A 22,885-nucleotide genomic window follows, 5' to 3' on the forward strand; every position below is an offset into this window, starting at 1 on the left:
CCCGACGGTCACACGGGCATTACAGCTTGCTGTTCCAGAAGGCTGCGGCTTCGTCCAGCGCGGCTTTCGGGTCCTTGCGGCCGGTAACGGCTTGCTCGACAGCTGCGGCCAGCTTGTTGGACAGCACTTCCGGGTCCTTCACGCCGGACAGGAAGATGGTGCGGGTGCTATCCAGGCTGGACGCAGCCACCGCTACCGCCTGTTCCACCGCGCCGCCTGGGGCCGCTACGGTCTGGAAGTGCGGGTCTTTGGCCGCTTTGCCGCTGGTCGGCAGGGTGCCGGCCAGTTTGGAGAACGCCAGCTGGTTGGCGTCGTTGGTCAGGTAGTTGGCAAACTTGCCCACTTCCGGCAGCAGCGCCTTGTCCACGTTCTTCGCTACCGCGAAGTTGAACATCCAGCCGCCGGAGGCAATGCCGGTCGGGCCCACCGGGGCAGCCGCCACGGCGGTGGACTTGTACAGCACCGGCGCTTCGTCACGGATGCGGGTCAGCGAGGTGGGGGTGGAAACCAGCATCGCCATCTTGCCGGCGTTGTAGGCCTGCATCTGCACCTGGAAGTTGTCCTGGGCGAACAGGTTGTCTTTCAGCAGCGCGCCGGCTTTGTAGGCGTCGGCCAGCTTTTTCATCATCGCCACGTGCGCCGGGCTGTTGAATACCGCCTTGCCGCCTTTCACCACGTCCAGGCCGTTCTGGATCAGGAAGCCTTCGATCTTGGTGGGGCCCAGGGTGGGTGCAAAGCCGGCCACGCCGGTTTTGGCCTTGATGGCTTTGGAGAACGACAGCTGCTCGTCAAACGTCTTCGGCGCGGCTTTCAGGCCGGCGCGGGCGAACAGGTCCTTGTTGTAGGCAATCACGTTGGCGCCGTTGTAGTGCGGGAAGGCGTAGGTCTTGCCTTCGAAGGTCACGTCAGCCAGCGCGCCTTTCACGAACTGCGACTTGTTGATGATGGCGTCTACCGGCTGGATCAGGCCGTCCTGCTTGTAGTCGTACGCCCAAGGCACGTTCAGGTTCACCAGTGCCGGCGGTTTGCCCGCGCCCACGGCGGCGGTGAACTTGGCCTGGATCACGTCCCACGGGTAATCGGTCCACTTCACTTCCACGCCCGGGTTCTGCGCGTTGTACTTGCTCACCAGGTCCTTGAAGTAGCCGTCAAATTTGGGCGACAGGCTCATGGTCCACACTTCGATCACCGGCTTGTCGGCGGCAAAGGCACCAAAAGAGGCAGTCAGGCCAACGGCCAGCAGCGTGGCGCTGGCGATAGATTTCAGTTTCATGCTGGGACTCTCGCGTAGGTTGTGTTGTGCTGGCGTGGGCGGCCGCGGCAGGGCCGGCTTGCGCCTGTGTGCTACCGGTTGGCAGCACACGCTTTCCGTGTTTGGCCGTGGCGTTGGCGGGTTGTTGTAATGCCTTGTGACCGCGGCGAAGCCAATCTAATACCAGCGAAATACCAGAGCAATACCAATGTGAAACCTTTTGCCAATGTTGCAGTGCGACTACATCAAAAATGCAACAGAAGCTTATTGGAATCGATACCAAACTGCTAAAAATCAGCATTTTAGTAACGGGCGTTATTATTTTGCCGTTTCCGATTTTCAAGCATTATTCTGGCGTTTTTTCAGTATTTTTGCGCACGTATATGCCATAAAGGCGAATGGCTAACACGTGCTCAGCTTGTGCTGCGCTGCGAAAGAAAAAGCAGGAAATGCCCGTCAGTACTGGTCTGTATTGGTATGCCAGCTGGTGTTGCACTGGTATGGCCAGCAGGCTGGCTGACGGGCAAAGGTTGGCCGCACGGCTAGCGTGGGCAGGCGAGAGTAGAGATCACGCCCATGGCATACTGGGCGCCTGCCCGATAGGTAAAACGCCATGACCGATACTGCTACTGATTTGCCCAAGCTACTAACTGACGCGCCAGCCAAAGCCGAAGAGGACCTGCTGGGCTTCCAGCCGCACGCTGACAGGTTGGCTGATCTGATCCTGAAACAGATTCCGAACAAAGCCAGCTTTGTCATCGGCATCGAAGGCGAATGGGGCGAGGGCAAGTCCAGCTTCATTAACCTGCTGAAAGACGCCTTTCCTACTGACGATACGCGGCCAACCATCGTCGATTTCAACCCGTGGTGGTTTGAAGGCTCGGACCAGTTGCTGCGGCATTTCTTTGATGAGCTATTGGGGCAGATCGACCGCTCCGGTCGCTGGACGGCACCCGCCCGCAAGTTCATGCGCGGGCTTGCCGGCCTACTGGATGGAGGGGGTAAAGCGGCTCAACTAGTATCAGATCCTGGCGTGATAGCCGCAGGTAAGACGGCCGAAAAGGCTGGAGGACTTCTGAAGAAGTTGGGCGGTGAAAAGACCAGGTCGGCCCAAGTATTGAAAGCCAGCTCTAAGCACGTGCTGGAAGCGCAACGCTTTAAAACCGTCGTCTTCATCGATGACCTCGACCGCTTGCCAGCGAGAGAGATTGTCGAGCTGTTCCGCGTCATCAAGGCGGTGGCCGACCTGCCCAATATCGTCTACGTCATCGCCTACGACCGCGCCATCGTGGCGTCGGCGCTCGATGAGATTCATCCCGGAAGAGGTGGCGAGGCATATCTGGAGAAAATCGTGCAGCTGCCGTACCGCTTGCCGAAGCCGACCGAAGAGAAACTGGAGAGTTACAACAAAAATGCCTTGTTTGGCAGTGGTGCAGTGTCTGCTGTCGTGCCAGAGAAGCTTGAAGCTGAAATGTCGTTCCGCTACATCAGCCAAGCTTTTTTGAAGCTACCGAGAGATGTAAAGCGCTTGCAGGGTAGCCTGTGCGCGTTTGGCCTTGTTCCCGAAACCATTCGCATGGATCCGCTGGATTTCATGTTTCTGGAAGCTCTAAGGATCAAAGAGCATGTGCTGTGGCTGCAATTGACAAGTGCAATGCTGGAAGCACATTCGTATATGAACGTTGCGGAGGGTACCGAGAAGCGGGATGTTGCGCGCAAGGATTGGTTGCGGAAAAGATTGCCAGCCCTTATTGGGGCCGAAGTGCCAGTTGCGGATGCAATCAGATTTTTCACGGGATGGGTACTGGACGGTAATGCTGATATCTGTCGGGATCAGTCGGCACAAAGGCTCAGTAGGTTGAGTACTACCGTGCATCTTGTTCAAGGTTCACATGATTGGCAGGTAGAAATTGATGTGCTGCTGGATATGGTTCGTGCCTATTTACAGCAACAGCAAGATAAAAAGCAGTTTAGCAATGAAAAAATCAGACGCTACTTAATGGCAGGATCTGTATCTGAGCTTGCCATGGCCCAGCCAGGTCATCTATCAGGGCGATTCCTTTATGGGGCTGAAAACTTTCTGAATCATGGACAGCTTGCTGAGTTTGATTATGAACGCCATTTACGGGTTGTGGCGATGGCCCTGGAGCAGGAAATTCATGTCAATCACCAGATGGAGCCCAGCTATTGGCTAAGGTTGCTTTACCGTCATGTGAGTTTGACGAGACACCTACCAGAAATTCAACAATTCCAACCTTTGGCATTCATCGAAAAATTGCTTGCCGGTGGTGCTCCGTTATTGATTACGTGGCTAACCTTTAGCAGTTATACAGACTGGCATGTGTACAGGGAGCGAGTGATTGCTCATCATCTGATGCATGGATTGGCAGATTTACTGATTTTGCCAGACCCAGTGGTTGTCGCTTCTGTTCTGAAAGGCATGGGTGATACAGATCAGGAAGAGCAGCAGCTGTGGAATGCGCGATTACCTTCTTGTCTTGATGAGGATGCATCCAGCGCATTGCAGAGAATATTTGAAGTGCAGGGCAGTAGAGCCATGCTAGAGAGTTGTTGGCTGACTGCTTGCCCGCCCTTTGTTGCCTTGGTCCGCCAACTCCCACGTCCTGAAAGTGGCCCGGTGCCCTGGGACGCTTTCCTGCAAAAAGCCACCGTCTAAACTGCACCAAGGGGCGGTCGCCGGCCGCCCCGTTGCGGCCAACCTTCCCCCCGCCCGCTGCTACCCGCTACAATCAACGCCATTTCGCAGAATTTCCAAGGAACCCGCTCATGCGTGCCTCGCAGTTTTTCATCTCTACCCAGAAAGAAGCCCCCGCCGACGCGGACATCGTCAGCCAGAAGCTGATGCTGCGTGCCGGCTTTATCCGCAAGGTTGCCGCCGGTGTGTACAACTGGATGCCGATGGGCCTGCGCAGCCTGAAGAAGGTGGAAAACATCGTGCGCGAAGAGATGAACCGCGCGGGTGCCATCGAGCTGGTGATGCCGGTGGTGCAGCCGGCCGGCCTGTGGCAGGAAACCGGCCGTTTCGACGGCATGGGCGCCGAGCTGCTGCGCTTTAAAGACCGCCACGACCGCGACTTCGTCATTCAGCCCACTTCCGAAGAAGTGGTGACCGACATCGCCCGCGCCGAGCTGCGCAGCTACCGCGCGCTGCCGAAAAACTTCTACCAGATCCAGACCAAGTTCCGCGACGAGCGCCGCCCGCGCTTTGGCGTGATGCGTGGCCGCGAATTCACCATGAAGGACGCGTACTCGTTTGACCGCACCGCCGAAGACGCCGGCAAGAGCTACGACAACATGTTCGCCGCCTACTGCCGCATCTTCGACCGTCTGGGCCTGACTTACCGTGCGGTGGCGGCCGATACCGGCGCCATCGGTGGCGACCGCTCGCACGAATTCCAGGTGATTGCCGAAACTGGCGAAGACGCCATCGTGTACTGCCCGGACAGCGATTACGCGGCCAACATCGAGCTGGCCGAAGCGCTGGCCCCGGCCGGCGAGCGCGCTGCTCCCGCTGCCGAGCTGGCCAAGGTACACACTCCGGGCGTGAAGACCATTGCCGACCTGGTGAGCTTCCTGAACGTGGACATCACCCGCACTGTGAAGGCGGTGGTGGTGGAAGGCGAAGAAGGCGACGCCGTGCTGATGCTGGTACGTGGCGACCACGAGCTGAACGAAGTGAAGGCCGAAAAAGTGGCCGGCATCAAGAAGCCGTTGACCATGGCCAGCCCAGCGCTGATCAAGGACGCCTTTGGCGCCAACCCGGGCTCGCTGGGCCCGGTGGGCTTCAAGGGCCGCGTGGTAGCCGACCGTACCGTGGCCAAGATGGCCGACTTCGTGATCGGCGCCAACGAAGACCACTACCACTACACCGGTGCCAACTTCGTGCGCGATTGCGCCGAGCCGGAAGTGGCCGACATCCGCAACGTGGTGGTGGGTGACCCGTCGCCGTGCGGCAAGGGCGTGCTGGCCATCCAGCGCGGTATCGAGGTGGGCCACGTGTTCTACCTGGGCACCAAGTACTCCAAGGCCATGGACGCCACCTTCCTGGACGAAGACGGCAAGCCGAAGCACTTCGAGATGGGCTGCTACGGTATCGGCGTCAGCCGCATCCTGGGCGCCGCCATCGAGCAGAACTTCGACGACAAGGGCATGATCTGGCCGGACGCCATCGCGCCGTTTACCGTGGTGGTGTGCCCGGTGGGCTACGACCGCTCCGAAGGCGTGAAAGCGGCGGCCGACGCGCTGTACGCCGGCCTGCAGGCCAAGGGCGTGGACGTGATCATCGACGACCGTGGCGAGCGCCCGGGCGCGATGTTTGCCGACTGGGAGCTGATCGGCGCGCCGCACCGCATCACCATCGGCGACCGTGGCCTGAAAGAAGGCAAGGTGGAGTACCAGCACCGTCGCGATAGCGAAGCCACTGCGGTGGCGCCGGACGCCATCCTGGACTTCGTGCTGGCCAAGCTGGCCTGATTGCGGCCATGACCCCGCTGCGACTTGCCCTGCCGCTGTTGCTGGCCGCCCTGCTGGCGGCGGCACCGGCGTGGGCGGGCGCGCAGCGCGAGGAGGCGCTGGCGGCCAACGTGGCCAGCGCCATGTCGCGCAGCATTGCCGACGTGAATGCGCCGCGGCTGGTGTTTGAAGACCCGCGCGAAGGCCCGCTGTGGCTGGCCGAGATGTCGCGCCGGCTGCAAAAGCGCATTCCCGACCAGTGGATGCGCGAGCGGCTGCTAACCGCCATCCATTACGAGGCCACCCGCGCCGGGCTGGACCCGCAGATGGTGCTGGGGCTGATCCAGGTGGAAAGCGGTTTCAAGAAATATGCCATTTCGCCGGTGGGCGCGCGCGGCCTGATGCAGGTGATGCCGTTCTGGGTGCGCAGCATCGGCACGCCAGACCACAACCTGTTCGACCTCACCACCAATCTGCGTTACGGCTGCACCATTTTGCGGCATTACCTGGATATCGAACGCGGCAACCTGTTCCGTGCGTTGGGCCGCTACAACGGCAGCCTGGGTCGCGCCGAGTACCCCAATCTGGTGGTGGGCGCCTGGAAGGCCAACTGGCAATGGCAGCCGCCCGCCGGCCTCAACCGTACCGCCTGGCAGCCTGCCCGGCGCTGAGTGGCAAATGTTGGCCGCAGTGGGCCGCTTTTGCTACTGCAAAAACAAAAACCGCCCGAGGGCGGTTTTTTCATGCGTGGCGGGTAAGGGCACTCAGGCCTTTTCGCCCTTGGCCAGCAGCAGGATGCGGGTGCCGGCCAGGCGGTCGTGCAGGAACTGCTTGTCGTTATCGATGTACACCCACAGCAGCGGCAGCAGCCACCACGCCAGCGCGGCGCCCAGCGCCAGCTTGGGGTTGCCCAGCGATGGCAGCCACGCCAGGTAAGACAGCACCGGCACGCCGACAAACAGCACCAGCGCCACCGCAAAGCGCAGCGCGGCCTGCGTCCAGTTCAGGCGGCGGCCATCGGGCATGGCCACCGTCAGCCGCCACGGCTTCATCGCCGGCGTCTGCCCGCTCTTGACCCAGCAGTAACCGAAATAGCCGAACAGCACGGCGGCCACAAACACACGGTACAGCCCCTGCAGTAGCGGTGCGTTGTCGCCCAGGGCCAGGATGGGGGTAAAGGCGGCGGCGGCCAGCAGCCACAGTGTGCCAACCAACAGCGATTCGTACAGCAGGCTGGCCAGGCGTCGGGCCAGGCCGGGGAAAGCGGTGGTGCGCGTCATGGTGAACGGATGAAAGCAGGTAACAGCCTTGCGGCCAACTAGGCATCTTACCAAAGCCCCCGTGTGCCGCCTACCCCCATAAAAGTGGCTGTTTTTGCTGGTTTTTGCCCTTTTTTTGCACCTGCACAAAAGCGCTTGACCGACTTTGGTGCTTCGGCTAAGTTCATCCGTCACGGGACAAAAAATTAATACCTGACATTAGAAGAGGCAAAGATGCAGATATCGGGCGCGGAGATCCTGGTTCGCAGCTTGCAGGAAGAAGGAGTCGAATTCGTATTCGGCTACCCCGGCGGCGCGGTCCTGGAAATTTATGATGCAATTTTCCGGCAGCAGCAGTTCAAACACGTACTGGTGCGTCACGAGCAGGCCGCCGTGCACGCGGCTGACGCCTACTCGCGTTCCAGCAACAAGGTGGGCGTGGCGCTGGTGACGTCCGGCCCGGGCGCTACCAATGCCGTGACCGGCATTGCTACTGCCTACATGGATTCCATCCCCATGGTGGTGATTTCGGGCCAGGTGCCCACCCCCGCCATCGGCATGGATGCGTTCCAGGAAGTGGACATGGTGGGCATTACCCGCCCGTGCGTGAAGCACAACTTCCTGGTGAAGGACATCAACGAGCTGGCTGCCACCATCAAGAAGGCGTTCTACATCGCCTCGTCCGGTCGTCCGGGCCCGGTGGTGGTAGACATCCCGAAAGACGTGACCCAGCGTCTGGCCGAGTTCCACTACCCGGAAAGCGTGAGCATCCGCTCCTACGTGCCGGTCACCCGCGGTCACCCGGGCCAGATCAAGAAAGCCGTCAACCTGCTGGCCGAAGCCAAGCGCCCGTTCATCTACGTGGGCGGTGGTGCGGTGCAGGGCAATGCCTCGGCCGAAGTGACCGAGCTGGTGAAAATGCTGGGCGTACCGTGTACCAACACCCTGATGGGCCTGGGCGCCTATCCGGGCGACGATCGCCAGTTCCTGGGCATGCTGGGCATGCACGGCACCTACGAAGCCAATATGGCCATGCAGTACTGTGACGTGCTGATCGCCGTGGGCGCGCGTTTTGACGACCGCGTGATCAGCGTGCCGTCGCACTTCCTGTCGCAGCCGAAAAAGATCGTGCACATCGACGTGGACCCGTCTTCCATCGCCAAGCGCGTGAAAGTGGACGTGCCCATCGTGGGCGACGTGAAGCACGTACTGCGCGACATGATCGACCTGTTCAAGCAGAGCGGCCTGCAGATGCAGCAACAGCATCTGGCCAACTGGTGGAAGCAGGTAGAAGAATGGCGCAGCTACAACAGCCTGCTGTACACCCCGTCTACCGAGTTCATCAAGCCGCAGTACGTGGTGCAGAAGCTGTACGAAATTACCGGCGGTGACGCCATCATCACCTCCGACGTGGGCCAGCACCAGATGTGGGCGGCGCAGTACTACCCGTTCAAGCGCGCGAAGCAGTGGCTGAACTCGGGTGGCCTGGGCACCATGGGCTTCGGTCTGCCGGCCGCTATCGGCGCCCAGCTGGCCAACCCGGACGCGCAGGTAGCCTGCATTACCGGTGAAGGCTCCATCCAGATGAACATCCAGGAGCTGTCCACCGCCAAGCAGTACCACACCCCGGTGAAGGTGATTGCGCTGAACAACCGCTACCTGGGCATGGTGCGCCAGTGGCAGGAGTTCTTCTACGGTACCCGCTATTCCGAGTCGTACATGGATGCGCTGCCCGACTTCGTGAAGATTGCCGAGGCCTACGGCCATATCGGTATCAAGGTGGAAAACCCGGCCGACGTGGAACCGGTGCTGCGCGAAGCGTTCAGCCCGGCGCTGAAAGAGCGTCTGGTGTTCCTGGATTTCCGTACCGATCAGTCCGAAAACGTGTTCCCGATGATCCAGAACGGCAAGGGGCTGGACCAGATGGATCTGCCGCCGCACATGCGCGACCTGCAGATTGCCCCGTTCGAGAACAACCGTGACTACGGCAACATGTGTTAAGGCCTAGCAGCATGAGACATATTCTTTCTATTTTGCTGGAAAACGAAGCGGGTGCCCTGTCACGAGTAGTGGGACTTTTCTCCGCGCGCGCATACAATATCGATTCGCTGACCGTGTCGACTACCGAAGACCCGACGCTGTCGCGGATGACCATCGTCACCCACGGGTCTGACGAAGTCATCGAGCAGATCACCAAGCAGCTCAACAAGCTGATCGAGGTGGTCAAGGTGATTGACCTCAACGAGTCCGACCATATCGAACGCGAAATGATGCTGATCAAGGTCCGTGCCACCGGCAAGGACCGCGAAGAAATGAAGCGCATGGCTGACATCTTCCGCGGCCGCATCATCGACGTGACGGAAAAGACCTACACCATCGAGCTCACCGGTACGAGCGAAAAGCTGGGCGCCTTTATCGAGGCGATCGACCGTTCAGTGATCCTGGAAACGGTGCGTACTGGTGCATCCGGAATTGGTCGCGGCGAACGTATTCTGAAGATCTGAAATCACCAGGGCGGCTACCCGCTGCCCGAGAACAACTAGGGACATAAAATGAAAGTTTTCTACGACAAAGACGCTGACCTCTCCATCATCAAGGGCAAGCAGGTCGCCATCATCGGTTACGGCTCGCAAGGCCACGCCCACGCCCAGAACCTGAAAGAGTCCGGCGTGAACGTGATTGTCGGCCTGCGCAAAGATGGCGCATCGTGGAAAAAAGCCGAAGCAGCCGGTCACCAGGTAAAAGAAGTTGCCGAAGCCGTGAAAGCGGCCGACGTGGTGATGATCCTGCTGCCGGATGAATCGCAGCCGGACGTTTACCACAAGGAAATCGCGGCCAACATCAAGCAGGGCGCTGCCCTGGCGTTCGCCCACGGCTTCAACGTGCACTACAACCAGATCGTGCCGCGTGAAGACCTGGACGTGATCATGATCGCCCCGAAAGGCCCGGGCCACACCGTGCGCTCCGAGTACGTGAAGGGCGGTGGTGTACCGACCCTGATCGCCGTGTACCAGGACAAGTCCGGCAAGGCCCGCGACATCGCCCTGTCCTACGCTGCGGCCAACGGCGGCACCAAAGGCGGCGTGATCGAAACCAACTTCCGTGAAGAAACCGAAACCGACCTGTTCGGCGAGCAAGCCGTACTGTGCGGCGGCGCTGTCGAGCTGGTAAAAGCCGGTTTCGAAACCCTGGTGGAAGCCGGTTACGCCCCGGAAATGGCCTACTTCGAATGTCTGCACGAACTGAAACTGATCGTGGACCTGATGTACGAAGGCGGTATCGCCAACATGAACTACTCCATCTCCAACAACGCGGAGTACGGTGAGTACGTGACTGGCCCGGAAGTGGTGACCTCCGCCACCAAGGAAGCCATGAAAAAGGCGCTGTACCGCATCCAGTCCGGCGAATACGCCAAGATGTTCATCCTGGAAGGCAAGACCAACTACCCGAGCATGACCGCCCGTCGTCGCCTGACCGCCGATCACCCGATCGAGAAGGTAGGTGCCGAACTGCGCGCCATGATGCCGTGGATTGCCAAGAACAAGCTGGTAGACCAATCCAAGAACTGATCATCATCTGTTCAGCACAAAGCCGGGGAAACCCGGCTTTTTTCATGCCTGTCAGGCACCCGCGGCCAACCATAGTGCCAGTAGCGTAATCAGCAGGCCCGCCACCTGTGCGCCGTGCAATTGCTCGCCAGCCAGTAGCCCGAATACCGTTGCGGCCAACGGCATCACTACCGTCAGTAATGCGGTACGCGATGCGACTACCTTCGCCGCGCCGCTATACCATAGCCAGTAACCTAGTGCCGTCGGCAGGGCTCCGTAGTAAATGCAGCCCAGTAAGGCCGAGGCTGGCCAGGCGCTGGGTTGTTCCAGGATGGCCAGTGGCAGCGAGAGCAGCAGCGCCAGCAGGCATAGCAGGGCGCTGAGGCTGAGCGACGGTATCGGTTGGCTGAGCCGGCGCTGTAGCAGGATAAATACGCCTTCACAAACCACCGCCGCCAGTACCATCGTATTGCCCAGCCAGTGGCTGGCTTGGCCGGCTGGCTGATTGCCAGGCCATTGCAAGGTGGCGGCACCGAGCGTGGCCAGCGCAATTGCCAGCCATAGTCGCCTGCCGGGGCGATGGCCCAGTAGCAACCAGGCCAGTACGGCGGTGACCGCAGGCAGGGTAGCAGTCAGGATGGCCGCATCACTGACACGAGTTTGCTGCATGCCGACGACCAGCAGGCTGGTATAGGCGACACTGCCGCAGGCTGCCTGCAAGATCAGCAGGCCCAGATCGCGGGCTGAGGGGCGTGGCCAGGCCAGACCTTGCTGGAGCATCAGTCCGTACAGCAGTGGCAGCGCCACGGCAAAGCGCAAGGCACTGGCGGTAAACGGGGGGAGACCGTGGCCGATAATCTGGCTGACCAGCGGGGTACTACCGGCCAGGATCATGGCCAGCACCAGTTGTAGTTGGGGGAACGAAGAGGGCTTCATGCTAAGGCTCCATGCTGGGGGAAGCCCAGTAAACCTTGCTGGTCTGGAGCCGGTATTGAACAAAATTGCAGGCTAGGGGCCAGTAGGGCGATAGCGGCCGGGCGGTAGCCCGTATTGCCGCTTGAAGGCGCGGTTAAGGTGGCTTTGGTCGGCAAAGCCGCATTGCAGGGCAATGTCGGCCAGCGGGGTGCTGCCGAGTAGCAGTTGCCGTGCTCGCTGCAGCCGGTATTGCACGCGGTAGGCATGAGGCGTGATGCCGTATTGTTGGCGGAACTGGCGCAGCAACTGGTACGGGCTCAGCTGGCATTGTGCCGCCAGGGTGGCTAAACGTAGTGTGGCATCATGCTGGTCGCACAGCCGCTGCCGGACTTTTTCCAGGTCGGCGTGGCCCTCGGCCTGCAGGGGTGGGTGATGGGGGAAGCGCAGCAGCTTGGCGAGTAGCTCGGTTTCCGCTTCATCCAGCGCCAAGGCTGGTGTATTTGCGTCCTGCAGCTGTCGTATCAGCAGGGTGATGGCGGCTGCCAGGTGCGGGTCTTGGCTGACGGGGGGCAGTAACGTTTGGCCAAATGGCGACAGGTTGGCCGCATCAGCGGCGAGGGTCAGCGCCTGCGCTGGGAAGTACAACATCTGCCAACGGCGCGTCTGACAATGCAGCGGCTGGCCATCGTGCATCTCGCCAGGGTTCACCATGATGACGTCGCCAGCCAGGGCATCGACCATGCCCCTGCCACTGAACGAGCGCTGCGCGCCTTCGTACAGCAGCCCTACGCCGTACTGGTCGTGACTGTGGCGCGGAAAACGCTGCGCGCCGTGTAGCGAGATCAGCTCGAAGGCGGTGTCCGGGTGGCGGAGAATGGCGGCCGGCGGGCTGGGCATGGGCATGCTCCTGGCTGGAAGACGCGCCAGGGCCGGGAAGGGCGGGCATTTTGGCGGTTTGGCCTTTTGCCGTGCTGGCTGGCGTTTTAGAATGTGCCGTTTTCTGACGGGCAAGTTTTGACCCTAACAGATCAGACTGCGGCCAACAACCTGGAGTGAAAAGCTTACCCATGCACCACGATCCGCTATCCGGCAAACCCTCGTTGCGACGCCAGGGCATTTACCTGCTGCCCAACTCGTTTACCCTGGCCGCGCTGTTTGCCGGCTTTTACGCCATCGTGCAGGCGATGAACCAGCGCTTCGAGCTGGCGGCGGTCGCCATTTTCATCGCCATGATCCTGGACGGCATGGACGGCCGCGTGGCACGCATGACGCATAGCCAGAGCGCCTTTGGCGCCGAGTTCGACAGCCTGTCGGACATGGTGAGCTTTGGTGTGGCGCCGGCGCTGGTGGCCTACGAGTGGCTGCTGAAAGACATGGGCAAGCTGGGCTGGATGGTGGCCTTCATCTACTGCGCCGGTGCGGCGCTGCGGCTGGCGCGTTTCAACACCATGGTCGGCACCGCCGACAAACGCTGGTTCACCGGCCTGCCCAGCCCGGCGGCGGCGGCGCTGGTGGCCGGTCTGGTGTGGATCTGCCACGCCTACAATTATCAGCAACTGCCCGGCCTGCACTGGCTGGCGCTGGCGTTTACCGCATTTGCCGGCATCACCATGGTGACCAATGTGAAGTACTGGAGCTTCAAGGAGGTGCATCTGCGCCGTCGCGTGCCGTTCGTGATGCTGCTGGGTCTGGTGGTGGTATTGCTGCTGCTGATGTCGGAGCCGCCGCTGGTGCTGTTCGGCTTCTTTGTCTGCTACGCGCTGTCCGGCTATGTGATGGCGCTGATGAACCTGGGGCGCAAGGCGCCGCCGCCGGCTGTCTGAGCCTGGCTGTTGACCGGATAAACCGCCCCGTAACGGGCGGTTTTTTCATGGCCGTCAGCGCAGGCAGGCGCTGGGCGGGTGGCCAAAGCGGCGGCGGAAGGCGGTGGCAAAGTTGGCCGCCGAGTTGTAGCCGGCGCTCAGCGCCACGTCGGTAATGCTGTGCTGGCCGCTCAGCAGGCGGCGGCGCGCGGCGTCCAGCCGTTGGCCGCGCAGGTAGTCCATCACGCTGCAGTCGAAGTGGCGGCGGAAGTGGCGTTGCAGCGTGCTGCTGCTCATGCAGGCCAGTTCGGCCAGCTGGTGCAGGCTGTAGTCCTCGCCCTCGCCGCTGTCGATCAGGTCTTTTACCCGCTGCAGGCGCCGGCCCAGTTGCGGCGGGGTGGCACCGTGCGCGGGGGTGTCGCCCAGCGTTTCCAGTACCTGGCCCAGCAGCAGCATCCCCAGGCCTTCGCGCTCGATCTGCGTCAGCAAAGGGTTGGCCGCCTGGTGTTGCACCATCTGTTGCGCCAGCCGGGTCAGTTGCGCGCTGGCGGTCCATTGCCGGGCGGCCAGATGCTGGCGCGCCAGCCGGGCCAGCGTGCCGTGGCCGCCGGCCTCGGCCAGGCCGTGGCGTTCCAGCCAGTCGTGCTCCAGCGCCATGCACACTTTCTGTTCCACACCGGGTTGGCCGCAGTGGCGCTGGAACAGCGCCTGTTCATTGAGGTTGACCAGCAGCACCTGTGCCTGACGCTGCGGTTGCAGGCGGAAATCCTGCTGGTCGAAGCGCAGCTGCAGCGGCCCCTGCAGTGCCACGATCAGGCGCAGGCCGGCGGCACTGGCGTTGCTGTGGCTGTGCGGGTTGGCACGGCTGCGGTTGGCGCTGATGTGCAGGCCCGGCGTGGTGTGCTGTACCCAGGCGACGTCGCCGCTGTTGCTGCGGCCGCTGGCTGGCTGCCCCTGCATGCTGTTTCCTCCTTGGTTCCTTCTGTGCCCCTGGCGCAAACGATGTTGCCCGTTACGCAAAAGCGGCGCGGCGGACAAATCCGGATACTAGCAGACTTCTTGGTAATAAGAATAATTATCAACAAGCTGGGTGGTAACCATGTGTATCCGATCCCGTCTGGGGCGCTGGCTGGCGGCGTCCTTGCTGCTGCTGGCGGCGTTGCCGGCGCCGGCCGAGCCGGTGCTGCTGGCCGACGCCAGCCAGTTTGCGCTGCGCTCGCACCATACCGGCCAGACCTACCACATTTACCTGTCGGTACCGGCGCTGCCGCCGCCGGCGGGCGGCTACCCGGTGCTGTACGCGCTGGATGGTGATGACAACTTCGCGCTGTTTCATCGCGCCAACCCGCGCCAGGCCAGCGAATTTGCCCGTCTGCGCCAGCATGGCCCGCAGGTGCCGTCGCCGGGCGTGGTGGTGGGTATCGGCTATGGTCGCCCGTTCAGCCAGACGCTGGATTTGCGCGCGCTGGATTACACGCCGCCTGCCGCGTGCCAGCCGTGCGATGCGCAATCGCCACGCCACGGTGGTGCCGACGCTTTCGCCCGCTTCCTCAATGACGAGCTGAAGCCGGAAATCGCCCGCCGCCTGCCGGTCAACCCGGCGCGGCAAAGCCTGTTCGGCCATTCCTACGGCGGCCTGTTCACCATGTACCAGCTGCTGCGCCAGCCGCAGACGTTCCAGCAATTTTTTGCCATCAGCCCGTCGCTGTGGTTTGGCGACCGCGTGTTGCAGTCGCTACCGCCGGCGGCGATGCCTGCTGGCGAGCCACGCCTGCTGGCGCTGTGGGTAGGGGGCGATGAGCAGCCGGCCACGTTCGACCCGGCTGCCAGCGCGGCGCGGCAGCAGCGCTTGCAGCAGAACCGCATGCTGGATAATGCCGCCGCCCTGGTGGCGCAGCTGACCGGTCGCGCCGGGCTGATCACCGATTACCGCGTGGTGGCCGGCCACGACCACGGCCAGATGCCCGGCTACGCCATCGACCGCGTGCTGGCCATCGCCTTTCGCAGTGGCACGTCGCCCGCGCACTGATTTCATGTGACGGGGTGGCCTGTCACCCCGCTTATTTCGGGAAAAAAGCAATGAAGCAACGCAAACACGCCAAGGCCCGCTTTGCGGCCAACCCGCTGTACGCCATCCTGTTCGGCAGCGCCATGCTGTTGCCGGCCGCCGTGCACGCCGCCGACACCGACACCGTGCTGGACAAGGTGACGGTGACCGGCGAGAAGATGAAGCGCAGCCTGGCCAAAACCACCACCGCCGTCAGTGTGCTGCAGGGTGAGCGGGTGGATACCGGCGAGGTCAGCTCGGTGAACGAGGTGGCCGCCATGGTGCCCAACATGACCCTCAACGCGGTGGGTGGCGTCAACATCCGCGGCGTGGAAGGGGCCGGCCCGGGTGTGGGCTTCTATTCGTTTGTTGGCGGCGGTCGCCCGCGCATCAGCACCAGCCTGGACGGGGTGGCCGACGTCTGGACCGGCCAGCAGTACCTGGACAGCGACGTGTGGGACGTGAAGCAGGTAGAAGTGCTGCGCGGGCCGCAATCCACCACCCAGGGCCGCAACGCGCTGGGCGGCGCGGTGCTGGTGCAGACCAACGACCCCACCTTCCAGCAGGAAGGCGCCGTGCGCCTGGGCTGGGAAGACACCGATGGCCGCGCCAACGTGGCCGGCATGCTGTCCGGCGCACTGGTGGAAGACGAGCTGGCCTACCGCCTGACCGCCAACGCGGTGAAGGGCCATGGCTTCATCAATTACACCGGCGTTACCGGTGGCCAGGACCCGTCGGCGCTGCAGCGTACCAATGTGCGCGGCAAGCTGCTGTGGAAGCCCAAGTCGATGCCGCAGCTGCAAGCGCGGCTGACCGTCGCGCACCGCGACTACCAGGGCGAATACCTGAACCTGATCACCGGCCCGGACCTGGGCGCGTACACCTACAAGGCCAGTACCAGCAGCAATGCCCGCATCCAGGACTCGCAGAACACCACCACCACGCTGGACACCGAATACGACTTCCAGAACGGCGTGACCGGCCACCTGCAGTACAGCTACAGCGACAACCATATCGGCTTCGAGCAATACCCGTCGCGAATGAGCCTGGCGCTGGACGACCAGAACCACACGCTGGAAGGCCGGCTGGTATTCCAGCGCCCGCAAAGCGCGCTCAGCGGCGTGCTGGGCGTGTACGCCTACCAGCGCGATCAAGACCTGAACGCCCATACCGCTACCGCCACCACGTTCAAAGGTACCGACAAGGTCACCACGCTGGCCACCTACGCCGACGGCGAGCTGGCGCTGAACGACAGCTGGTCGCTGCTGGCCGGCTTGCGCGCCGAACGCGAAACGCAGAACCGCGACATCGTCTACAACGGTTCGCCGATCAAGGGCGATATCGGCAAGACCGTGCTGCTGCCCAAGGTCGGCATCAGCCACCAGTGGTCGCCCAGCACGCAGATGAGCTTCACCCTGCGCCAGGGCTATAACCCGGGCGGGGTGTCGGTAGACGAAAACAACGTGGTGTTCGAGTACGGCAGCGAGAAGGTAAACGCCTACGAGTACGCGCTGAAGACGCGGCTGAACGGCGTGCTGCTGGGCGCCAACCTGTTTTACAACGACTACACCGACTACCAGATGAGCTACGCCAGCCGCCTGCGTAACGTGCCGGAAGCACACTCGGCCGGGCTGGAACTGAGCGCCGCCACCAGCATCGCCGGCGGTCTGGAAATCAACGCCGGCCTGGGCCTGCTGCGCAGCAAGGTGGACAAGGCGCCGGCGGGTGCCGGCGGCATTGCCGGCAAGGACATGACCTATGCGCCGGAGCTGACCGCCACGCTGGGGCTGAAGAAGCAGTGGGGCCGCTGGACCGCGGGGGCCAACCTGCAGTACGTGGGCGAGTACTACACCGATACCGCCAATACCAGCACCACCATGGGCGGCGACTACAACCTGCTCAACCTCAACCTGGCATACGCGCTGAACGACGACACCACGCTGCGTACCTACGTGAAGAACGCGCTGAACGAAGCCATCGTGCTGGGCAAGCGCACCACCGGCTTCTACGTCGGTGCACCGCGTACCGTGGGCGTCAACGTCGACTACCGCTTCTAGGGCGGGCGGCCCGGCGGCCAACCTTGCCCGCCGGGGCATCTTCAACCTCGCACCTGCCAGCCGGCAGGTGTTTTTCATGGAGGGTAGCCATGTCATGGTGGCGATTGGCCGGTGCGCTGTGCCTGTGGCCCGCACTGGGCGTCATGGCGCAGGGGCGCTTGCCGGCGGGCGGCAGTATCAGCGGTACGCTGGCTGCCGGGCAGGCGGTACGGCACGCACTACAGGCGGCCGACGGCGAGCTGGTGTTCGGTCAGCTGCACGGCCAGGGCTTGCGGCTGGTGGTGCTGGGGCGCGATGGCCGCGTGCAGCGCCGCTTTGCCGCCGTGGCGGGCGGGGTGCTCGATTACCAGTTCCTGTGCCGGCAAGCGCCATGCACGCTGGAAGTGCGCGCGCCGCAAGCGGCGGCCTACCAGCTGCAACGCGGCCGTGTCGGCCCCGCCGCCATCGCCGGCGATACGCTGGCCAGCCCGCTGTTGCGTGCCTGGCAGCCCGGGTTGGCCGCCGGCATGGGGAGCCAGGCATTCTGGCAGCAGGTGGCGCAGCAGGGCAGCCCGCTGCAGGAGCACGATGGCGTACAGCCGCCGCTGGCTGCCGACGAGGTATTGCTGACCTTTCTGTGGCGCGGCGCCCGCCACGGCGTCACCTTGCTGGGCGCACCGTCTGGCAGCCACGACCCGCTGCTGCGGCTGGCGGGCAGCGACGTGTGGTACCGCAGCTACCGGGTGCCGGCCAGCCTGCGCTTGAGCTACCAGTTGGCGCCGGACGCGCCGCTGGTGGCAGCCGCCTGGCGCCGCGAGGCGCTGCTGGCGGTGGCGCAGCGCGACCCGCTGAACCGGCACAGCTTTCCGCCGCAGGCGCTGGACGACTTCGATGCCCGCTCGGTGGTGACGCTGCCGGCGGCGCAGGCGGGCGAACAGTACCGCATCGACGTCTACCAGCCAGCCGGCGTCACCGCCGGGCGGCCGGAAAACGGCTTGTTGTTGCTGTTTGACGGTGAGGCGCTGCGCGAGCAGGTGGCGCCGGCGCTGGACTGGCTACAGCAACAGCCTGGCATGCGGCCAACCCTGACCGTGCTGATCGGCAATGCCAGCCCCGCCGCGCGTGGGCGCGATCTGCCGCCTAACCCGGCGTTCCGGCACTGGCTGGCGCACACGTTACAGCCTTGGCTGGCGGCCCGCCAGCTGTTGCCGCGCCGCGAACAGGTAATCATCAGCGGCGCCAGCTACGGCGGCTTGGCCGCCGCCTGGGCCGGGCTGACGCAAGACTGGATCGGCGCCGTCTACGCGCAGTCCGGCTCGTTCTGGTGGCAGCCGCAGTGGCAGCAAGGGAGCGGGGAGCCCGGCTGGCTGATGCGCGAGGCGGCGCGTGCCGCGACGGCCCGCCACGTGCGCTGGCGGCTGGAGGCCGGCATGTACGAAGGCGGCGGCAGTCACCCCATTCTGGAAAGCAGCCGCCACCTGCGCGACGTGCTGACGGCGGCCGGGGCGCAGGTGCAGTACGCCGAGTTTGCCGCCGGCCATGATCGCCTGCACTGGCTGGCCACGCTGCCGTACGGGGTGCTGGCTTTGCAGTAGACGTTTTTGTCCGATTACGGTCATCTGCTTGTGCCCGGTGCCAGCTGCAGTGGCATGCTGCTGCCGGGTGCGCTGCCTTTTCAGGCCATTTGCCAAGTAAAATTAGACTAAATGTCTAATAATTGGCTTTGGACAGCTTTTTGCAACACAGAATTGGCCTATTTTGACGGCAATGTTTGACAGATTGTCGTCAGATTTGTATCGTGAACCCATAACAAGACAGGAGCAGTAGCATGCAATTGGACATCGAACGTCTAATCGAGGATTTTGGTGGCCCCGGTACGCTCGCGGAAGCGTTGACGGCGGCCTTTCCCGATGAGCCGGTGTCCCGTGCTGCCATCTACAAATGGCGCGAGCGCGGCACTTTGCCGCTGGCACAGCTGAACAAGCTGGCCAAACTCGCCGCCGATCAGGGCAAGCGTTTCGATTTCAACGACTATCTGGCCGGGGCACAACCCGCGGCACAATGGAGATCACCAGACATGGGCGACCGTCTTTACATTTTCGATACCACCCTGCGTGACGGCGAGCAATCGCCGGGCGCGGCCATGACCAAAGAAGAAAAAGTACGTATCGCCCGCCAGCTGGAGCGCCTGGGTGTGGACGTGATCGAGGCCGGTTTTGCCGCCGCCAGCCCGGGCGACGCCGACGCCATCCGCGCCATCGCCGAGGTGATCAAGGATTCCACCGTCTGTAGCCTGGCGCGTGCCAACGAGCGCGACATTCGCGCCGCCGGCGAAGCCATCGCCCCGGCCCCGAAAAAACGCATTCACACCTTCATCGCCACCAGCCCGATCCACATGGAGAAAAAGCTGCGCATGACGCCGGATGAAGTGGTGGAAGCCGCCGTGAAGGCCGTCAAACTGGCGCGCGAATACACCGACGACGTGGAATTCTCTGCCGAAGACGCGCTGCGCTCCGATATCGATTTCCTGGCCCGCATTTTCGGTGAAGTGATCAAGGCTGGCGCCAGCACGCTGAACGTGCCGGATACCGTCGGCTACGCCGTACCGCGCGTCACCGAGGCCTTCTTCCGCGAGCTGATCGCCAAGACGCCGGGCGGCGACAAGGTGATCTGGTCGGCCCACTGCCATAACGACCTGGGCATGGCGGTGGCCAACAGCCTGGCGGCCGTACTGGGCGGTGCGCGCCAGGTAGAGTGCACCATCAACGGCCTGGGCGAACGCGCCGGCAACGCCGCGATGGAAGAGATCGTGATGGCGGTGAAAACCCGCAAGGACGTGTTCGGCGTGGAAACCGGCGTCGATGCCACCCAGATCGTGCCGGCTTCCAAGCTGGTGTCCACCATCACCGGCTACCCGGTGCAGCCGAACAAGGCGATTGTGGGCGCCAACGCGTTTGCCCACGAGTCCGGCATTCACCAGGACGGCGTGCTGAAGCACCGCGAAACCTACGAAATCATGTCGGCCGAGTCGGTAGGCTGGACCGCCAACCGCCTGACGCTGGGCAAACTGTCTGGTCGCAACGCCTTCCGTACCAAGCTGCAGGCGCTGGGCATCGTGCTGGAAAGCGAAGAAGCGTTGAACGCTGCCTTCGCCCGCTTCAAGGAGCTGGCCGACAAGAAACGCGAAATCTTCGATGAAGACCTGCACGCGCTGGTGTCCGACCAACTGGTAGCCGCCGAACAGGAAGACTTCAAATTCGTGTCGCTGAAGGTGAGCACCGAGACCGGCGAAGAACCGCAGGCGCAGATCGTGTTTGTGGAGCGCGGCAACGAGCAGCGCGCCGAATCTGGCGGTTCCGGCCCGGTGGATGCCGCCTTCAAGGCCATCGAAAGCGTGGTGAAGAGCGAAGCCGAACTGGAGCTGTACTCGGTAAACGCCATCACCAAGGGTACCGAATCGCAGGGTGAAGTGACCGTGCGCCTGGCCAAGGACGGCCGCATCGTCAACGGTCAGGGTGCCGATACCGACATCATCGTCGCCAGCGCCAAAGCGTACCTGGCGGCACTGAATAAGCTGTCCAGCAAGACCGAGCGCGTGCACGCGCAAGGCCCGGTGTAACAGCAAAGAGCGCGCACGCGTTGCGGCTGGCCACCCTACCGGGCCAGGTTGGCCGCAGCGCGAAAGATCAAAGGCTCACAAGGCCGCCCCATTTGGCCCTTGCCCCCACCACGGCAGGCGCAGACAGCCGACCCACAAGGTCGGCCTTGTCGCGTCTGCCGTTTTGCTTGCCGCACGGCCAGTGTGGCGAGCAGGCCAAAATCGCGCTAAGCGCTTGATATCGGGCAGGTCTTAAATAGCTAACTAATGAATCGATAGATTGTTTCGTGGTAATTTCATGCTTATTCAAAAACGATATGGTTCACGCAAAGCATGAATACCCTCACCCGTGTGGTTGTCCTGGCCAGCCTGACCTTGCTGGCTGCCTGTTCCGGTACCAAATACGCCTACCAGAAGGAAGCCTTCGACGCCAAAGGCCCGTTTGACCGGCATTTCGACGCGCCCAAACAGGCGGTGTACCAGGCGATGAAACGCGTGGCGCTGCGTCAGGGCTTTGCCATCGAAAAAGACGCCGAGTCCAGCAACGCGCTGGTGGTGTCCAAGCAGTATCAGCAAGACAACCTCAATACCCTGCTCACCATCTCCGGTATCGTCACCGGCGCCGGCAATTCGTCCGATGCCTGGATCGCCGCGCAGGAAGTGACGTTGAAGAGCCATGAAACCAAGCAGACCGCCTCGGTAGGTTTCCTGAGTTTGTCCATTCCCATTCCTACCGGTACCACCGCTACCCTGACCAAAGAGCGCGGCGAAACCGTGGTGGACCCGGTGTTCTACGAGCGCATGTTCGCGTCCATTGCCAAGGAAGTGCCGCTGGTACAGCAGCAACTGGCCAGCCAGAAGCAGGAAGACGATGCCCGCCTGCGCGCCGAGATCGAGCAGAAGCTGCGCATCGAGATGGAAATCAAGGCCAGGCTGGAGGCTGAGCGCGCCGCCAAGCTGGAGGCCGAGCAACTGGCCAAGCAGAAGCAGCTAGCCGAGCAGGCGGCCGCCGCACAAGCAGCGGCCCAAGCTGCTGCCCAGCCCGCCGCCCAGCCTGCGCTGGTGCCGGTGGCGGCGCCGGCGGCTGCCGTGCCGCCGGCCGTGGTGCCGACGCCGGGCAGCTGATTGCTGCTGGCGCCCCGCCCGCCAAGCCCTGCCTTGCCGTTTGCCGGCAGCGCAGGGCTTTCGTTTATCCGCCGTGGCCGCATATAGTGCCGGTGTTTTCTGTTAGGAAGAGCAGCATGAAGCAGGCGTTTTTTATTACCGGTACCGATACCGAAATCGGCAAGACCCATAGTGCAGTGAAGCTGGTGCAGCATTACCAGGCGCAAGGCCTGCGCGTCCTGGCGATGAAGCCGGTGGCCAGCGGCTGCGAGGTGTTGCCGGACGGCAGCTGGCACAACGACGACGTGGCGCGGCTGTGCGCGGCTACCGGCCAGACCGATACCGCGCTGATGAACCCGTACCGCTTTCTGCCTCCGGTGTCGCCGCATATCGCCGCGCGTGAAGCCGGGGTAAGCGTGTCACTGGCCGTGCTGGCCGAACATGCGCAACGGTTGGCCGCAGACTGTGACGTGCTGCTGGTGGAAGGGGCGGGTGGCTGGCTGGCGCCGCTGCGCGACGATTGCCTGATGCAGGACCTGGCGCGCCACTTGGGCCTGCCGGTGATTCTGGTGGTGGGCATGCGCCTGGGTTGCATCAACCACGCGCTGCTGACTGCACAAGCCATCCGTGCCGCCGGTTGCGAGCTGGCCGGCTGGGTGGCCAACCGTGTGGTGCCGCATCAGCTGGCATTTGAAGACAATCTGGCGACCCTGGTGCAGCATTTGGGCGAGCCGCTGCTGACCTTGCCGTACGAGCCTGCTTAAGACAGTTGCTGACTGTTGCGCTGCAGCAGATCGCACGCTTGTTTTTGCGGCCAATCCGGCTAAGCTGCGGGGTGAGCAGCCCGCCAC

18 protein-coding genes are annotated in these 22,885 nt (G+C 62.8%); 13 read left to right on the forward strand and 5 right to left on the reverse strand.

The genetic code is table 11. The features are described from left to right. Nucleotides 1-19: 19 nt before the first annotated feature. Complete coding sequence (locus FLQ03_RS14100) at nucleotides 20-1,273, reverse strand: ABC transporter substrate-binding protein (protein ID WP_144370812.1); 1,254 nt, start codon at nucleotides 1,271-1,273, stop codon at nucleotides 20-22. A gap of 592 nt (nucleotides 1,274-1,865) precedes the next feature. Between FLQ03_RS14100 and FLQ03_RS14105 the strand changes: the two genes are divergently transcribed. From FLQ03_RS14105 to FLQ03_RS14115, 3 genes are all read left to right on the forward strand, one after another. Beyond that, a complete protein-coding gene (locus tag FLQ03_RS14105) occupies nucleotides 1,866-3,929 on the forward strand; it encodes a KAP family P-loop NTPase fold protein (RefSeq protein WP_144370813.1) in 2,064 nt (687 codons plus the stop codon). A gap of 110 nt (nucleotides 3,930-4,039) precedes the next feature. Beyond that, a complete protein-coding gene (locus FLQ03_RS14110) occupies nucleotides 4,040-5,746 on the forward strand; it encodes a proline--tRNA ligase (RefSeq protein ID WP_144370814.1) in 1,707 nt (568 codons plus the stop codon). 8 nt (nucleotides 5,747-5,754) lie between these two features. Next, entirely contained in the window at nucleotides 5,755-6,396 is a 642-nt protein-coding gene (locus FLQ03_RS14115; protein WP_144370815.1) for a lytic transglycosylase domain-containing protein, read from the forward strand. Nucleotides 6,397-6,489: 93 nt separating this feature from the next. On the opposite strand, the gene FLQ03_RS14120 is transcribed toward FLQ03_RS14115, so the two are convergent. Beyond that, nucleotides 6,490-7,005, reverse strand: coding sequence for an RDD family protein (locus FLQ03_RS14120; protein ID WP_144370816.1), 516 nt, complete (start codon nucleotides 7,003-7,005; stop codon nucleotides 6,490-6,492). A 213-nt stretch (nucleotides 7,006-7,218) separates the two neighbouring features. On the opposite strand from FLQ03_RS14120, the gene ilvB reads away from it, so the two are divergent. From ilvB to ilvC, 3 genes are read left to right on the forward strand one after another with little or no spacing between them, the layout of a single operon-like run. Then, nucleotides 7,219-8,985, forward strand: a complete 1,767-nt coding sequence (ilvB, locus tag FLQ03_RS14125) for a biosynthetic-type acetolactate synthase large subunit (protein WP_144370817.1) — start codon at nucleotides 7,219-7,221, stop codon at nucleotides 8,983-8,985. Nucleotides 8,986-8,996: 11 nt separating this feature from the next. After that, complete coding sequence (gene ilvN / locus FLQ03_RS14130; RefSeq protein ID WP_047968082.1) at nucleotides 8,997-9,488, forward strand: acetolactate synthase small subunit; 492 nt, start codon at nucleotides 8,997-8,999, stop codon at nucleotides 9,486-9,488. A 48-nt stretch (nucleotides 9,489-9,536) separates the two neighbouring features. Then, nucleotides 9,537-10,553: a ketol-acid reductoisomerase gene (gene ilvC, locus FLQ03_RS14135; protein ID WP_144370818.1), complete on the forward strand. Its 1,017-nt coding sequence runs from the start codon at nucleotides 9,537-9,539 to the stop codon at nucleotides 10,551-10,553. Between the two features lie 51 nt (nucleotides 10,554-10,604). Here ilvC and FLQ03_RS14140 read toward each other — a convergent pair whose 3' ends face one another. Together FLQ03_RS14140 and FLQ03_RS14145 are read right to left on the reverse strand one after the other, a co-directional pair. Continuing rightward, nucleotides 10,605-11,468 carry a DMT family transporter gene (locus FLQ03_RS14140; RefSeq protein WP_144370819.1) on the reverse strand — a complete coding sequence of 288 codons (864 nt, stop codon included), beginning with the start codon at nucleotides 11,466-11,468 and terminating at the stop codon, nucleotides 10,605-10,607. 72 nt (nucleotides 11,469-11,540) lie between these two features. After that, nucleotides 11,541-12,344, reverse strand: coding sequence for a helix-turn-helix transcriptional regulator (locus tag FLQ03_RS14145; RefSeq protein WP_144370820.1), 804 nt, complete (start codon nucleotides 12,342-12,344; stop codon nucleotides 11,541-11,543). Nucleotides 12,345-12,514: 170 nt separating this feature from the next. Here FLQ03_RS14145 and pssA point away from each other — a divergent pair, with 170 nt between their 5' ends. Continuing rightward, entirely contained in the window at nucleotides 12,515-13,270 is a 756-nt protein-coding gene (gene pssA / locus FLQ03_RS14150; RefSeq protein WP_144370821.1) for a CDP-diacylglycerol--serine O-phosphatidyltransferase, read from the forward strand. Between the two features lie 54 nt (nucleotides 13,271-13,324). On the opposite strand, the gene FLQ03_RS14155 is transcribed toward pssA, so the two are convergent. After that, a complete protein-coding gene (locus FLQ03_RS14155) occupies nucleotides 13,325-14,209 on the reverse strand; it encodes a helix-turn-helix domain-containing protein (RefSeq protein WP_144370822.1) in 885 nt (294 codons plus the stop codon). Nucleotides 14,210-14,348: 139 nt separating this feature from the next. On the opposite strand from FLQ03_RS14155, the gene FLQ03_RS14160 reads away from it, so the two are divergent. The 6 genes from FLQ03_RS14160 (at nucleotide 14,349) to bioD (ending at nucleotide 22,798) form a co-directional block, all read left to right on the forward strand. Then, nucleotides 14,349-15,278, forward strand: a complete 930-nt coding sequence (locus FLQ03_RS14160; protein ID WP_144370823.1) for an alpha/beta hydrolase — start codon at nucleotides 14,349-14,351, stop codon at nucleotides 15,276-15,278. A gap of 50 nt (nucleotides 15,279-15,328) precedes the next feature. Next, nucleotides 15,329-17,353 carry a TonB-dependent receptor gene (locus tag FLQ03_RS14165; RefSeq protein WP_144370824.1) on the forward strand — a complete coding sequence of 675 codons (2,025 nt, stop codon included), beginning with the start codon at nucleotides 15,329-15,331 and terminating at the stop codon, nucleotides 17,351-17,353. An 89-nt stretch (nucleotides 17,354-17,442) separates the two neighbouring features. Continuing rightward, entirely contained in the window at nucleotides 17,443-18,927 is a 1,485-nt protein-coding gene (locus tag FLQ03_RS14170) for an enterochelin esterase domain-containing protein (protein ID WP_144370825.1), read from the forward strand. 233 nt (nucleotides 18,928-19,160) lie between these two features. Then, nucleotides 19,161-20,951 (forward strand): 2-isopropylmalate synthase, encoded by a 1,791-nt coding sequence (locus FLQ03_RS14175; RefSeq protein ID WP_144370826.1) that lies wholly within the window; start codon nucleotides 19,161-19,163, stop codon nucleotides 20,949-20,951. Between the two features lie 312 nt (nucleotides 20,952-21,263). After that, nucleotides 21,264-22,055, forward strand: coding sequence for a DUF2242 domain-containing protein (locus FLQ03_RS14180; RefSeq protein WP_144370827.1), 792 nt, complete (start codon nucleotides 21,264-21,266; stop codon nucleotides 22,053-22,055). Between the two features lie 116 nt (nucleotides 22,056-22,171). Beyond that, the gene (gene bioD, locus FLQ03_RS14185) at nucleotides 22,172-22,798 is read left to right on the forward strand and encodes a dethiobiotin synthase (RefSeq protein WP_144370828.1); all 627 of its coding nucleotides are present in this window, start codon (nucleotides 22,172-22,174) and stop codon (nucleotides 22,796-22,798) included. Nucleotides 22,799-22,885 lie beyond the last annotated feature (87 nt).

The organism is Vogesella urethralis, assembly GCF_007644045.2.
Taxonomy (GTDB): domain Bacteria; phylum Pseudomonadota; class Gammaproteobacteria; order Burkholderiales; family Chromobacteriaceae; genus Vogesella; species Vogesella urethralis.

Excerpts from the sequence above, each read along its gene's own strand:
- FLQ03_RS14100 (WP_144370812.1), bottom strand. The coding sequence starts at position 1,273 with ATGAAACTGAAATCTATCGCCAGCGCCACGCTGCTGGCCGTTGGCCTG.
- FLQ03_RS14105 (WP_144370813.1), top strand. The coding sequence starts at position 1,866 with ATGACCGATACTGCTACTGATTTGCCCAAGCTACTAACTGACGCGCCA.
- FLQ03_RS14110 (WP_144370814.1), top strand. The coding sequence starts at position 4,040 with ATGCGTGCCTCGCAGTTTTTCATCTCTACCCAGAAAGAAGCCCCCGCC.
- FLQ03_RS14115 (WP_144370815.1), top strand. The coding sequence starts at position 5,755 with ATGACCCCGCTGCGACTTGCCCTGCCGCTGTTGCTGGCCGCCCTGCTG.
- FLQ03_RS14120 (WP_144370816.1), bottom strand. The coding sequence starts at position 7,005 with ATGACGCGCACCACCGCTTTCCCCGGCCTGGCCCGACGCCTGGCCAGC.
- ilvB (WP_144370817.1), top strand. The coding sequence starts at position 7,219 with ATGCAGATATCGGGCGCGGAGATCCTGGTTCGCAGCTTGCAGGAAGAA.
- ilvN (WP_047968082.1), top strand. The coding sequence starts at position 8,997 with ATGAGACATATTCTTTCTATTTTGCTGGAAAACGAAGCGGGTGCCCTG.
- ilvC (WP_144370818.1), top strand. The coding sequence starts at position 9,537 with ATGAAAGTTTTCTACGACAAAGACGCTGACCTCTCCATCATCAAGGGC.
- FLQ03_RS14140 (WP_144370819.1), bottom strand. The coding sequence starts at position 11,468 with ATGAAGCCCTCTTCGTTCCCCCAACTACAACTGGTGCTGGCCATGATC.
- FLQ03_RS14145 (WP_144370820.1), bottom strand. The coding sequence starts at position 12,344 with ATGCCCAGCCCGCCGGCCGCCATTCTCCGCCACCCGGACACCGCCTTC.
- pssA (WP_144370821.1), top strand. The coding sequence starts at position 12,515 with ATGCACCACGATCCGCTATCCGGCAAACCCTCGTTGCGACGCCAGGGC.
- FLQ03_RS14155 (WP_144370822.1), bottom strand. The coding sequence starts at position 14,209 with ATGCAGGGGCAGCCAGCCAGCGGCCGCAGCAACAGCGGCGACGTCGCC.
- FLQ03_RS14160 (WP_144370823.1), top strand. The coding sequence starts at position 14,349 with ATGTGTATCCGATCCCGTCTGGGGCGCTGGCTGGCGGCGTCCTTGCTG.
- FLQ03_RS14165 (WP_144370824.1), top strand. The coding sequence starts at position 15,329 with ATGAAGCAACGCAAACACGCCAAGGCCCGCTTTGCGGCCAACCCGCTG.
- FLQ03_RS14170 (WP_144370825.1), top strand. The coding sequence starts at position 17,443 with ATGTCATGGTGGCGATTGGCCGGTGCGCTGTGCCTGTGGCCCGCACTG.
- FLQ03_RS14175 (WP_144370826.1), top strand. The coding sequence starts at position 19,161 with ATGCAATTGGACATCGAACGTCTAATCGAGGATTTTGGTGGCCCCGGT.
- FLQ03_RS14180 (WP_144370827.1), top strand. The coding sequence starts at position 21,264 with ATGAATACCCTCACCCGTGTGGTTGTCCTGGCCAGCCTGACCTTGCTG.
- bioD (WP_144370828.1), top strand. The coding sequence starts at position 22,172 with ATGAAGCAGGCGTTTTTTATTACCGGTACCGATACCGAAATCGGCAAG.